The sequence below is a fragment of the Longimicrobium sp. genome, from assembly GCF_048594345.1.
Classification (GTDB): Bacteria; Gemmatimonadota; Gemmatimonadetes; order Longimicrobiales; family Longimicrobiaceae; genus Longimicrobium.
The window spans coordinates 1-13275 of the sequence record NZ_JBMDXM010000127.1 but is presented as its reverse complement, the minus strand read 5'-3'; the positions used below and the strand labels follow the sequence as shown (position 1 = coordinate 13275).

Sequence of the window (13275 nt, the reverse complement as noted above, 5' to 3'; positions counted from 1 at the left end):
CGGTCCCACATCAACACCCTTCACTCTCGCACTTCCCTACAGCTCCCCGTGCGCGGCGGCGGTCGCCGTCTCGAACAGGTCGATCTGCGCGCGCTTGGGGGCGATGCGGTCGCGCAAGTCCACGGCATCCAGCCCCAGCAGCGTGGGACGATGATCCGCGGCGACCAGAAAGGGGAGCGCGCGGCGCAGCGGGACGCCCAGGCGGCGCAGGTCGTCGGTGCGGATGTGGGTCCAGCGGCGCGCGGCCAGAATGCGCTTTACGTTGCGCGCGCCCAGGCCGGGGATGCGCAGCAGGTCCTCGCGCGGCGCGGTGTTCACGTCCACGGGAAAGCGCTCGCGGTTGCGCAGCGCCCACGACACCTTGGGATCGATGGAGAGATCGAGATTCGGCGCCTCGGCCGTCGTAAGCTCTTCGGCGCCAAAGCCGTAGAAGCGCATCAGCCAGTCGGCCTGGTACAGCCGGTGTTCGCGCACCAGCGGCGCGGCGATCGGCGGCAGGCCGGGCGAGGCGTCGGGAATTGGCGAAAAGCCGCTGTAGTACACGCGCCGCAGCCGCGGCCCGTTGTACAGCTCCGAGGCGGTGGAAAGGATGGTGGCGTCGGTCGCCTCCGTGGCGCCCACGATCATCTGCGTGCTCTGGCCGGCGGGCGCAAACACGGGGAGGCGGCGCCGGGGCTCGGCATCCTGCTTTGCCTCGGCGATGCGGTCGCGCATGCGGTCCATGGCGCCGGTGATCTGCACCAGCTGCTTTTCGGGCGCCAGCCGGTCCAGGTTTTCCTGCGTGGGAAGCTCCACGTTCAGGCTGAGCCGGTCGGCCCAGCGCCCCGCCTCGTCCAGCAGCTCCGGCGAGGCGTCCGGGATGGCCTTGAGGTGGATGTATCCCGCGAAGCCGTGCTCCACGCGCAGCGTCCGCGCCACGGCGGTCAGGGCTTCCATGGTGTAGTCCGGGGTCTGGATGATCCCGGAGCTCAGGAACAGCCCCTCGATGTAGTTGCGGCGGTAGAAGTCCAGCGTGAGATCCACCACTTCCTGCACCTTGAACCGCGCGCGGCGAACGTCGCTGCTGCGGCGGTTGATGCAGTACTGGCAGTCGTAGATGCAGTAGTTGGTGAGCAGGATCTTCAGCAGCGACACGCACCGCCCGTCCGGCGTGTAGCTGTGGCAAATGCCCGTGCCCTCCGTGCTGCCGATGCCCCCCGGCCCCGCCTTGCGCCCCTTTGCGCCGCTGCTGGCGCACGAGGCGTCGTACTTGGCCGCGTCCGCCAGAATGGCGAGCTTCTGCGCGATCTCCATCGTGGTCCAGCCCCTGGATTCCATCCACCGAACAGGAGCCGAAATTTAACGTTTGCATAGCGTTGGCGCAAGTCGCGCAAGTGCAGTGATGAAAAGGAGATGAGGTCAATTGTGGAGGCTCGGCCGCCGTGCCGCGCGTCGCAGATCCGGATCGTACGAATCCGACGAACCACGTTCGATATCGCCGGACAGAGCCTATGGGATCCAGGTCGAGATTTTGGGCGCGCCTCGCCTCCAGGAGCGAATGAATTCGCCGCTGGAAAATCGCAAAGTCCACCTGCGTGGACTGCAGCCGCGGGTTCGTCGCGCCGGGCAATCCACGAGCACACCGACGCTAGATTTCTCAGTCGCGCGCCGGATTCGTAGAGAACCGACAGGTAGGTGCGGCGCTCCTTGGAAATGACAATTTTGAGGTTGGCGACAGGCGTACACCTCACGAGCAGGTGAAGCCCCGTTCGGCGAGCTTTGCGAGCCGGACGGGGCTTATGGCCCTTCGAGCCGCGGGTTTACCCGCCTTTTCTTGGTCTCGTATCCGCGGGGCCGGGGGTTTACCCGCCCATCTTTGGCCTCGTAGCCGCGGGTTCACCCTTCTTCCTTGGCCTCGTAGCCGCGGGGCCGCAGGTTTACCCGCCCATTCCTGGTCGTTCGGCCCGTGTGTGATCGTCTCACCCGCCTCAGCCGAACAGGTCGGGCGGCGCGGCGGGGGGATGCAGGCGCGCCTGTCCGGTGGGGCACAGGTCCAGGACGGGGCACCGCGCGCAGCCGGGATTGCGGAAGAAGCAGCACTTTTGCCCGTGCAGCATCAGCGCCTCGTGGTGGTCGTACACCTGCTGCGCGGACCAGTCCGGCGGCAGCAGCGCCTCCAGCAGGCGGTGCGCGGGGCCCACGGGCACGCCGTCCGGCAGCAGCCCCAGCCGTGCGGCCACGCGGTGGTGGTGGCTGTCCACCGGCAGCGCCGGCATCCGCAGCCGGCTGAAGAGCAGCACCGCCGCGCTGGTCTTGGGCCCCACGCCGGTGAGTGATTCCAGCCACGCGCGCGCCTGCGGCACCGGCATTTCCGCCAGAAAGTCCAGCGACAGCTCGCCCCGCCGCGTCGTTACGTCGCGCAGCACCTGCTGAATGCGTGGCGCCTTCTGCTCCGGCCAAGTGCAGGGGGCGATGGCGTCCTGCACCTGCTCGGTCGGCGCGTCGCGGACTTCCTCCCAGGTGGGCAAACGCCGCCGCAACTCGCGGAACGCCTGTCCGGAGCTGCGGTTGGTGGTGCGGTGCGACAGCATGGACGACACCAGTTCGCTGAGCGGGTCCAGGTCGTGGAAGTACGGGATGGGGCACCCGTACGCCGCGCACAGCCGATCGTGGACCAGGAGCGCGAACTCGCGCAATGCATCGGGTTTGTCCATGCGAACGGCGGATGGCAAACCCTGGGCCCTTCGTTTACTTCCTCGCCATTTCGCCGCCTCGGCAACGGCAAAAGACAAGGCCTCACACAGAGTTAGCTGAGTCAACAGAGTTTTTGCTCTGCTGACTCCGCCAACCCTGCGTGAGGCCTCTTCTTCTTTGGCCGCCGGCGGAAAATCTACGAGTTCGGGCGGCTCAGCGCGGCCAGGGCCGGGGTCAGGCGCGCGAACATGGCGCGGATCTCGTCCAGCGACACGGCGCCTACCGAGGTACGGAACCAGCCCGTGTCATCCGTGAACCCAAAGGCCTGGAACGGGACCACCGCCAGCCCGGCGGCGTCCAGCAGGTACAGGCGGATGTCGGCGTTGGTGGCCAGCACGGCGCCGTTGGGCGTGGTCCAGCCGTGCAGCGGAAAGCGCACGCTCAGGTAGATGGCGCCCATCGGCGGAATGGCCTCCACCGCGTAGCCCGCCTCGGCCAGCGCCTGCACGCCTTCGTACAGCGCCTGCAGCCGGCTCTGCACGCCGGCCTTCATCTCCGCGTGATACGCCTCGATGGCGGCCGTGTCCTCCAGCACCCGCGCCGTGGCGATCTGCTCCGCGCGCGGCGCCCAGGCGCCCACGTGGCCCAGCACGCTCGCCATCCGCGCGGTCACGTCCGCCGGCCCGACCGTCCATCCCACCCGCACGCCCGTGGCCGCGAACGCCTTGCTGATGCCGTCCACAAAAATGGTGTACTCCCGCATCTCCGGCCGCAGCGAAACCGGGTTCACGTGCTGCGTGCCGTCGAACGTCAGCATCCAGTACACCTGGTCGTACATCACGTACAGCGGCCGCTCGTCCGGGCCGCGGCGCGCGTTTTCCTCCAGCACCAGGTCGCAGATCTCGCTCAGCGCCTCGGCGGTAAAGCAGGTGCCGGAGGGGTTGAGTGGCGAGTTCAGGGCCAGCAGGCGCGCGCCGCGGATGTGCGGCTCCAGCGTGGCGCGCGTGGGGAGAAACGCGTCCTCCTCGCGGCAGACAATGGGGATGCCGCGCGCGCCCGCCATGTGCACGTAGTGGTTGTTGTTCCACGACGGCACGGGGTACAGCACGGTATCGCCCGGATCGACGATGGACGTGTAGACGGAGTAGATCCCCGGCCGCGACCCGCCGGTGACCAGAATGGATTCCACGCCGTACGTCAGCCCCAGCCAGCGCTGGTAGAACTCGCCCACGGCGCGGCGCAGGTCCGGCACGCCTTCGGAGGGCGGATAGTTGGTTTCGCCCTGCTGCAGCGCCTGGATGATCTCGCTCTCCAGCGCGGCCGGGATGCGGAACTGCTTGGGAGAGAAGTCGCCCACCGTGAGGTTGCAAACCTCGGCGCCGCCGCCCACCAGCGTGCGGATGTCGGCGGCGATCTTGAGGATCTCCGACCCCACAAGGCCGCCCGCCATGGTAGAAACACGCCTGTCGCTCATCTCCGCTCCGTTCGTCGCGCCAAAAGGGCCGTGGAAAGCGGGCAACTTACCGTGGGAGTTCCGCGCGCGCGAGGGTGGGGGACGGAGCGCGGCGCGGGAGCGAGTGGACTCGCGGCAACGAAAGCGGAAAGCCCCGCAAACAGCGCGGGGCTTCAACTGCGGAACGGCAACCGCTGCGCGAGGAGAGTCGCCGGCACCGCTCCGGCAGGCATCGCACTGCGTCCGCGGGCGGCCCCCTCTCCCGGCCTCTCCCCCAACTTCGGGGGAGAGGTGACGCGCACCGAATCTTTGGCGCGCAATGAAAGGAGTTTTCGGATGAAGCCTGTCGCAGCGGGATCGACTTCCCCCACGCAGTTTGTGGGGGAAGGGCCGGGGATGGGGGGCGGCTCACCATCCCGCTACTCCATCCACAACTCACCGTTCTCAACCTGTGGCGTCCCCGCCCCTACACCGCCTCCACCCGCATCCGCAGGCCCACGGCGCGCAGGGTGATGCCCACTTTGGCATTCACGTCGGCGCCGGGGAGGTGGCGCAGGCGCCAGCGGCGGGCGAGCGTCGCCAGCACCAGCACCCCCTCCATCCACGCGAACCCCTCGCCGATGCACTTGCGCGGTCCGCCACCGAACGGAAAATAGGCGAAGCGCGGCAGGCTGGCCTCGAAGTCCGGCCGCATCCACCGCTCCGGGCGGAACACGTCCACGTCGTCGCCCCACCAGCGCGCGTCGTGGTGGATGATCCACGGGCTAAGCAGCACGATGCTCCCGGCGCGGATGCGGTATCCGCCCGCGGCAAAGTCCCGCAGCGGCTGGCGCCCGACCGTCCACGCGGGCGGATGCAGCCGCATCGACTCCGCCAGCACGGCGCGGGTAAACGGCAGCGCGCCGTAGTCCGCCGCCGTGGGAGCGCGGCCGGCCAGCACGGTGCGCAGCTCCTCGTGCAGCTTCGCTTCGACTTGCGGATGCCTGGCGAGCAGGTGCCAGGTCCAGGCGAGCGCGTTGGCCGTGGTCTCGTGCCCGGCAAGAAAGAGCGTCAGCAGCTCGTCGCGCAGCTGCAGGTCCGTCATCCCCCCGCCGTCGCCCTCGTCGTCGCGCGCGGCCAGCAGCATTCCCAGCAGGTCATCGCGGTCCTCGGCTGACGCGCGGCGCTCGGCGATAGCGCGGTAGATGGTGGCGTCCAGCCGCTCGCGGGCGCGGCGCATCCGCAGCGTGCCAGGGACGGGAAGGCGGTCCAGCAGCGGCGCCAGCGGGTTGTGCAGCCGGTCGAACAAGCCCAGCGCGTCCGTAAGCGCCCGGCCGATCTCGTCCGCCTCGCCCTCCACGTCTACCCCCAGCAGCGTCATCCCCGCGATGGCCAGCGTGACGCGGTTCATCTCGCGCGTGGCATCCACCTGCATCCCCGCGCTCCAGCGGTCCGCCGCGTCCTCCGCGTAGCGCACCATCGTCCCCGCCATCGCGGCGACGCGTTCGCGGTGAAAGGCGGGCTGCGAAAGGCGGCGCTGGCGCAGATGAAAGTCTCCCTCGCTGGTGAGCAGCCCCTCGCCCAGCAGCACGCGGGCGCGCTGCAGCGCAAAGCTCTTGATGAAGTTGCGGTTGCTGGTGACCAGAACGTCCCGCGCCATCTCCGGATGGCTGAGGACGTAGAGACGGCGCCGGCCCAGCTGCGTCATCACCACATCGCCCCAGCGCGCCTTGAGCCGGTGGATGGACGTGAGCGGGTTGCGCCCGAAGCGGACGGCGCGGAGCAGGCTTCCGCGGCCGTGCGGGCCGGGTGGATCGGGAAGGGTGGCGGGGTCGGGGCCGCCCGCGGACGGGGCGGCCGAGCGAGGCTCCGGCGGCGCCAGGCTCATCGGCTCAGTGAATGGGGGTGCCGATGCGCTTCCACCGCGCGGCCGTGACGAACGCCGGGAAGGGCGCGCCCAGCTGCTTGTCGAACGAGTAGTAGATGAACAGCGGCTTGCCGCGGATGGTGCGGCGGGGGATGGGCCCCATGAAGCGCGAGTCCAGCGACTGGTCGCGGTTGTCGCCCATCAGCCAGTAGTGGCCGGCGGGCACCACCAGCGGGCCCCAGCTGTTGCGCGTGGGCTGGTACCCGCGCGGGTCCACCGTGCTCAGCAGCAGCGGCAGGTGGTTCTTGGCGCCGTACGCCTCGGGCCGGATCGTGGGGTCCATCAGTCCGAAGCCCTCCAGCGGGATGGCGTCGTCGTACGCCTGGTCGTGGTGCGCGTACCGCTCGTTCACCCGGTCGCCGTTGCGGAACAGCTGCCCGTTGGCCATCTGCAGCGTGTCGCCCGGCACCCCGATCACCCGCTTGACCACGTCGATCTGCGGCTCGTTGTACGTGGGCCGAAAGACCACGATCTCGCCGCGCCTGGGGTCGCGCAGGGCGGGGAGCTTGATGTCGGTGAAAGGGATGGTGGCGCCGAACAGCGCGTTGTTCGCCATCAGGTAGTCGCCCACCAGCAGCGTTTCCTCCATGCTCTCGGAGGGGATGGAGTACGCCGTGACGATAAAGGTGCGGATGACGAAGAACAGCAGCACGGCCACCAGGATGGACTTGAGCCCCTCCAGCGGCCCGCCGTTGTCGTTCGACGCCGGCTTCGCGTCCTTCTTCGCCTTTTTCGACCGATCCTTGCCGCGAAGGATGCCCTTGAGCTCCGCGCGCCGCTCCTGCTCCGCGGACGCGGCGGCCGGTGTGGCGGGGACGGAATCGCCGGACGCCGCGTCGTTGCCGGCGGGGAGCGGCCGGCCGTTGGGCGCGTTGCGGCTGCGGGAGTTGGACACGATGGCGCGATCTAGCTGAAAGACGGCCCGCGAGGGCGGCGCGCGGAGCGAGCCGCCGGGTCAGGCCGTGCGGGTGAATCGGGGAAGATCTCCCGCGCCGCCGTTCTGCACGACGGCGCGGGCCCGGTTGGGTACGCCGGTCCGGGGCGAAAGTTTCCGCGACGCGCGCGGGAGAATCCCGTTGCGCCTACCGTCAGCGGAACCACTCCGGCTCCGCGCCGGGCTTCCACTTGATGTTGCAGCCAATGCCGGGGCGCTGCTCGGCCGGCACCGGCCGGCCGTCGAGCACCGCGTCCAGCGCCGCGCGCAGGTGCGCGCCGGTGGGCGCCATGCCGTTGTTGGGGCGGCTGTCGTCAACCTGGCCGCGGTACACCAGCCGCCGCTCGCCGTCAAAGAGATAGATGTCGGGCGTGCAGGCGGCGCGGTACGCCCGTGCCACCTCCTGCGTCTCGTCGTAGAGGTACGGGAACGTCCACCCCCACGCCGCGCGCGCCTCGGCCATGCGCTCCGGCGCGTCGGCGGGGTGGCGCACCACGTCGTTGGACATGATGCCGACGATGGCCACGCCGCGCGGCGCGTAGTCGCGGGCAAGGTCCGCCAGGGCACGCGTCAGGTGCTTTACGAACGGGCAGTGGTTGGAAAGGAACATCACCAGCAGCGCCGGCGCGTCCGCAAAATCATCCGACGCGACAGTGCGTCCATCCGTATCCGGCAGGGCGAAGTGCGGCGCCCGGGTGCCCAGTTCCAGCATCGTCGATTGGACCGGCATCTCTCTCCATCTCCTGTTCCGTTGATCGTGGTTCCATGAGCCGCCCTAATCTGCGCGCACGGGGCGGGATGCGCGAGTCCCGGCGGAAACGCGGAAAGCCCGCGGCGCGACGGGGTCGTCATTCGCACGAATGCATGAACAGGTACCGATCCCCCCGCACTACATCACTGTAAAATCGACTCGGGCGCCGTGCATTCGGGCGGATCCGTCCCAGCGGCCGCGGCGCACGCGGCAAACAGCTGCGCCGTCCGGAGCAGCACTGAGATGTCCGGCTCGTACGCCGACAGATCTTCGGCACCGGCGGCGGCGGGGCTGACGGCGCGGATGCGCCGGATGAGCCGCCCGCCGTCGAAGTAGAATCGGTGCTCGATCGTCCGCTGCACGCGCCCGCTCAGCAGTTCGTCATACAGCCCGTGCACGACGTGGACGAAGATCAGGCGGCCGCCCGCGAAGTAGTACTCCTCCGTTCCCTGCCACGTCTCGCCGAACAGCCGCGCGTGCAGCTTCCGAAGCTCGCCCCCGTGATAGAAGCCGGTCAGCACGCCACCTTCGAGCGAGAAGTCGTAGACGTCGTGCGTCGTCTGGCGGTAGCCGGGGCCCTCACGCTCGATCTGCGCGAACTGCGCGCGGATGCGGGCAATCGCCGCCGGGCTCCCGCTGGTCGCGCTCACCGCGTCCTGAGCGAACGAGGGGGAGGCGGTGAGCGCGCACACCGTCAGCAGAAACGCGTGGCGAATCAGGCGAGCAGAGTGGGAGGGAAAGCGCATCTCGGATCTGGAGGAAGGCAGGATGAGGGCTGCGCGGTGCGCGGTTGCTTGTCGCGGATGCGGATTCGGGGCAACTCAGGCGAGCGGCCCCCGGTCCGTCTCAAGCCGCCGCGCGCCGCCAGGGGAGCGTGAGGAGACGCCTCAGCCGGGGGCGCTCGCGCGTCGACGGATGCGCGGCATCACCCGCTGCGGGGGCCGCCGTGCTGCTTACCGGTGCGGACGCGCCGTCCGGCCGGTACCCGGACCACCACACCGGCCGCCCCTTCCACACCAGCCAGCCGTCGATGAAGTCCAGTTCGGAACGCGGAGGCACCTCCGGGATTACGGCCTTTCCCTGCCTTGCGCGCTCCACCTGCTCCAGAAGACTTTGATAGTATGCCTGCACCGCGTCGAACCGCGCGATTCTCTCGGGCGATGCCTGGCCGCTCGTGGTCATCAGCTGCCGGGATACGCGGGCGAGGGAATCCGCACATTTGCTCATGGCGCGGACGCGATCCGTGTCCGTCACACCCACGGGCGATTCCATCCAAACGCCTTCACCGCCGGATGGCCAGACAGGTCTTCCTCCCCAGATCAGATGCCCGTCGACAAAGTCCAGCTCGGACGGTTGGGGAACCGCTGGTACCGCACCCCGCTGGTGCAGGGCCCGCTCGGCCTGATCGTACAGGTGGCGGTAGTAGGCCCTTTCAGCATGGATGCGCGCCTGATCATCGCTCATGGGACGTTCCCTCCTCACGTTCATCAGCCGGAACTGCGGCGTTATTCTCCTCCACGCGCGCTGACGTGACCCGTGCTTCGGCCTGCACGAACTCCACGTGGCCGCGGTTGCCTGCGATCTCGGCGCCAAGGCTGCGCACGCGCGGAATGTCCGCTTTAAGCATACGCAGGACGTGCGCCGGGCGGAAGAACGGCGCGATCAGCAGCAGGTAGACGTACGAGCAGCCGGCCAGCAGCACCAGCAGCGCCACCCGCATGGCCCAGACCACCGGCGGCCATTCCAGGACGGAGCCCACCGCCTCACCCCTGCCCCTCGCACCAGGCCAGCACGTCGCCAAAGCGGTGGTCCTCCAGCGCGCCGAACATCACGTGGCGGCTCAGCTTGGCCGCCACCAGCGCGGGGCTGGTAAGGCCGCACAGAAAGCGCGCCCGGCGCCGCGGCGAGGCCAGCGCCTCGGGATACGCACGGACCAGCGCGGCGAACGCGCCGGCATCCACCCGCGCCTCGATGGGCTGCGGCGGCGGCGGCGGGGGAAAGGCCGTGGCGCGCTCCGTCTGGCACCAGGTGCAGTGGCCGCACGGCACGTCGTGCGGCTCGCCAAAGTAGGCCAGCAGGTAGTTGGTCTGGCAGCCGTCCAGCGTCACCAGCTCCGCCATCGTCGCCATGCGCGCGATCTCCGCCTCTTCGCTGCGGTGAAAGCGCGCCACCAGCTCTTCCGTCACCGCGTCCACGTCGGGATGCATGACCAGCTTCTGAAAGCGCAGCCGCAGGTCGCTGGCCTGCACCTCCGCCAGCCCCTGCTCGCCCAGGTACTCCACCGCGCGCACCGTGCGGCTGCGCTCCTCCGGCTCCAGCCCGTCCAGCTCCAGCGTGTACCACGTCCGCCCGAATTTGGCGCGGCGGAAGATGCCTTCGATGAACCGCGCCCGCTCCCCCTGAAAGCGGCCTACGATCTCCTTGACCGGCACGACCGCGCGGAGCTTGTAGCCCGCGTAGAAAGGCGTGCTCTGGCGCAGGACGCCCGTCAGCTCCAGGTAGGTGAGCGCGGTCCGCAGCACCAGCTGGCGGATGTCGTGGCGGTTGCCCAGGCTTTGCGGCGCCACGTCGAACGTCGGGCCGCTGTCCGCCACCTCCTGCACCAGCCCGCGAATGGCCTCGCGGTCGGGCGTGTCGCCGTAGGCAAAGTTCTCCAGCGTCGACAGGTCTTCCAGGCTCCCCAGCAGCTCGACGATGGAGGGCAGCCCGTCGCGGCCGGCGCGGCCGATCTCCTGGCTGTAGCTTTCCAGCCCCTTGGGAAGGTTGAAGTGGTAGACGTAGCGCACGTCCGCCTTGTCGATCCCCATTCCGAACGCGATGGTCGCCACCACCATCGCCCGGTCGCTCTCCTTCCACCACTCCTGCACGGCCGTCCGCTGCTCGGTGTCCATCCCCGCGTGGTAGGCGCGCGCAGGCACCCCCGCCTCAGCCAGCGCCTTGGCCACCCACTCCGCCGTCTTCTGCAGCGTCACGTAGACGATTCCCGGCCCGTCGTCGCGCTCGCGGATGCGCTGCAGCAGCACCCGCTCGCGGCGGACGCGCTCCGTCGGCAGGGTGGAGAGAAAAAGGTTGGGTCGATGGAAGCCGGTCACGATGGCGCACTCGCGCGGGATCGCGAAGCTCTCGCAGATGTCGTGGACGACCGCCGGCGTGGCGGTGGCCGTCAGCGCCAGAACGCGCTCCACACCCACGGCGCGCGCGGTTTCGGCCAGCTTCAGGTAGTCGGGGCGAAAGTTGTGGCCCCATTGCGAGATGCAGTGCGCCTCGTCCACGGCGAAGAGAGAGATGCGGGCGCGGCCCAGCTGGTCCAGAAAGCGCTCGTTGTTGAAGCGCTCCGGCGCCACGTACAGCAGCTTGAGCGTCCCCGCGCGCAGCCCGCGCTCCACCTCGACGGATTCCTCGCGCGTGAGCGAGCTGTCCAGCCGCGCCGCCTGGATTCCGCGGCTGCGCAGGTAGTCGATCTGGTCCTTCATCAGCGCGATGAGCGGCGAAACGACCACCGTCACGCCGTCCAGCAGCAACGCGGGAAGCTGGTAGCACAGCGACTTGCCGCCGCCCGTGGGAAACACCGCCAGCGCGCTGCCACCGCCCAGCAGGCACTCGATCACCTCCCGCTGCCCGTCGCGAAACTCGCGCAGGCCAAAGCGCTCCAGCAGCACGGCCTGCGGTTCGGGGCGGGTGGCGAATGCGTCGGTCACGTCACGGCTTTGCGTGGGCGAAGAAGGCATGATGGACCCCGATTGTAAGGGATGATGATCGCGGGCGCGAACCCCACCTGCGCGCTTCTGGACGGACGAAGGGAACCGACGGTTCAGGCGGGGTCAACCCCTGGCGGGAAGTGGGCCCGCTGGTCGGCTCAAGGGGAGCGATATGGCGGATTCGGAGGATGAACGTGTGTTTCAGGTGTGTGTCTTCCGGTACCGGTCAGGGGCGATGCCGGGGGGAGAGGGGATTGCGCGCTTCGAACGGTATCGAACCGCGTCGGCGGGTGCCCCTCCCCCGGCCCCTCCCCGTTCGTTCCTCACGGAGAGGGGAGAACTTCGATGCCGCTACGACAAGGTGCATCGCACCTCCCTCCGCCGCGCCGTTTGCGGGAAAAGGGCCGGGGGCGAGTGCCTGGCGTAACCGGGGAAGCGAATCGCTTTCCATCCCGTGCTTTGCCATCGCGGCGCGCGGGCGCTATCTTCCGCGCCCTTCCCAACCCCCGCGCCCGGCGCGGGGTGTGCATTTCGTCCACCGCGTAACGAGCCTTTCTGCCATGCGGATGCTGGTGCTGGGGGCGGGGCTGCAGGGCTCTGCCTGCGCCTACGACCTGCTTGCCTATACAGACCACGACGTGGTCCTGGCCGACCTGAACGTCGACCACCTTCCCGCCTTTCTGCAGCCGTACCTGGGCAACCGCCTGACGGCCGTGCGGGTGGATGCCAACGACCGCGCGGGCGTGCGGCAGCTGATGGAGGGCATCAGCGCCACCATGAGCGCGTTCCCGTACTACTTCAACCACGGGATGACCGTGGCGGCGGTGGACGCGGGCTCGCACTTCTGCGATCTGGGCGGCAACACGCAGATCGTGCAGGAGCAAAAGGCCCTGCAGTCGCGCGCGGTGGAAAAGGGTGTGAGCGTGGTTCCGGACTGCGGGCTGGCGCCGGGGATGGTGAACATCCTGGCGGAGCACGGCATCGCGCAGCTGGACCAGGTGCACTCGGTGCGCATCAAGGTGGGCGGCCTGCCCCAAAAGCCGGAGCCGCCGCTCAACTACCAGGTGGTGTACAGCCTGGAAGGCGCGCTGGACTACTACACCACGCTGTCGTGGGTGCTGCGCGACGGAAAGCAGACGCAGGTCAAGGCGCTGTCGGAGATCGAGCACCTGGACTTTCCCGGCATCGGCACGCTGGAGGCGTTCCACACCGCCGGCGGCCTGTCGACCATGGCGCAGCGGTACGAGGGCAAGATCTCCACGATGGAGTACAAGACGCTGCGCTTTCCCGGCCACGCCGAGCTGATGGCCGTGATGCGCGACATCGGCCTGATGGGGATGGAGCCGATCGAGGTGAAGGGCGTCAAGGTAGTCCCCCGCGACGTCTTCATCTCCATCGTGGGTCCCAAGCTCAAGAAGGACTACACGGAGAGCCCGGACCAGGTGGCGCTGCGGGTGGAGGCCGAGGGCATCGACAAGGGCGAGCACGTGCTCTACCGCTTTGACCTGCTGGACCGCTACGACGCCGACACCGGCATTACGGCGATGATGCGGACGACCGGCTTTTCGCTGGCCATCACCGGCGCCATGCAGGCCGCCGGCAAGGTAAAGCCCGGCGTGTGGACGCCCGACGAGGCCATGCCCGGCCGCGAGTACATCGCCGCCCTGGCGGAGCGCGGCGTGGTGATTCAGGAGAGCCGCGTGGTGCTGGGACGGTAAGGGGTACGAAAGTACGGAGTACGAGAGTACGAAGTACGGAGGGCCCGGCGCGATGCCGGGCCCTTTTTCGTTTGCGGCACTTGTGGAGTCCGGGATTGGAGCGCGTCGAACGGGATCGAACTGGCGCCCGACGGGGTGGCCC

General features: G+C 69.0%; 11 protein-coding genes. 1 reads left to right on the top strand and 10 read right to left on the bottom strand.

Features of this window, described 5'->3' with window-relative positions; translation table 11 throughout:
- Nucleotides 1-36: 36 nt before the first annotated feature.
- The 10 genes from ACOJUJ_RS14215 to ACOJUJ_RS14170 all read right to left on the bottom strand — a co-directional run bounded on the left by ACOJUJ_RS14215 (nt 37) and on the right by ACOJUJ_RS14170 (nt 11415).
- Nucleotides 37-1293, bottom strand: a complete 1257-nt coding sequence (locus ACOJUJ_RS14215) for a putative DNA modification/repair radical SAM protein (RefSeq protein ID WP_420127599.1) — start codon at nt 1291-1293, stop codon at nt 37-39.
- A gap of 674 nt (nt 1294-1967) precedes the next feature.
- Nucleotides 1968-2693: an endonuclease III domain-containing protein gene (locus ACOJUJ_RS14210; RefSeq protein WP_420127551.1), complete on the bottom strand. Its 726-nt coding sequence runs from the start codon at nt 2691-2693 to the stop codon at nt 1968-1970.
- A gap of 176 nt (nt 2694-2869) precedes the next feature.
- Nucleotides 2870-4147, bottom strand: coding sequence for a pyridoxal phosphate-dependent aminotransferase (locus ACOJUJ_RS14205; protein ID WP_420127550.1), 1278 nt, complete (start codon nt 4145-4147; stop codon nt 2870-2872).
- 445 nt (nt 4148-4592) lie between these two features.
- A complete protein-coding gene (locus ACOJUJ_RS14200) occupies nt 4593-5993 on the bottom strand; it encodes a cytochrome P450 (RefSeq protein ID WP_420127549.1) in 1401 nt (466 codons plus the stop codon).
- Nucleotides 5994-5997: 4 nt separating this feature from the next.
- The gene (gene lepB, locus ACOJUJ_RS14195; RefSeq protein WP_420127548.1) at nt 5998-6927 is read right to left on the bottom strand and encodes a signal peptidase I; all 930 of its coding nucleotides are present in this window, start codon (nt 6925-6927) and stop codon (nt 5998-6000) included.
- 193 nt (nt 6928-7120) lie between these two features.
- Nucleotides 7121-7696 (bottom strand): thioredoxin family protein, encoded by a 576-nt coding sequence (locus tag ACOJUJ_RS14190; RefSeq protein ID WP_420127547.1) that lies wholly within the window; start codon nt 7694-7696, stop codon nt 7121-7123.
- 164 nt (nt 7697-7860) lie between these two features.
- Nucleotides 7861-8367 (bottom strand): hypothetical protein, encoded by a 507-nt coding sequence (locus tag ACOJUJ_RS14185; RefSeq protein ID WP_420127546.1) that lies wholly within the window; start codon nt 8365-8367, stop codon nt 7861-7863.
- Between the two features lie 196 nt (nt 8368-8563).
- Entirely contained in the window at nt 8564-8989 is a 426-nt protein-coding gene (locus ACOJUJ_RS14180) for a hypothetical protein (protein ID WP_420127545.1), read from the bottom strand.
- A gap of 181 nt (nt 8990-9170) precedes the next feature.
- Nucleotides 9171-9437: a hypothetical protein gene (locus ACOJUJ_RS14175; RefSeq protein ID WP_420127544.1), complete on the bottom strand. Its 267-nt coding sequence runs from the start codon at nt 9435-9437 to the stop codon at nt 9171-9173.
- Nucleotides 9438-9480: 43 nt separating this feature from the next.
- Nucleotides 9481-11415, bottom strand: coding sequence for a RecQ family ATP-dependent DNA helicase (locus ACOJUJ_RS14170; RefSeq protein ID WP_420127543.1), 1935 nt, complete (start codon nt 11413-11415; stop codon nt 9481-9483).
- 560 nt (nt 11416-11975) lie between these two features.
- Between ACOJUJ_RS14170 and ACOJUJ_RS14165 the strand changes: the two genes are divergently transcribed.
- Complete coding sequence (locus ACOJUJ_RS14165) at nt 11976-13133, top strand: saccharopine dehydrogenase family protein (RefSeq protein WP_420127542.1); 1158 nt, start codon at nt 11976-11978, stop codon at nt 13131-13133.
- Nucleotides 13134-13275 lie beyond the last annotated feature (142 nt).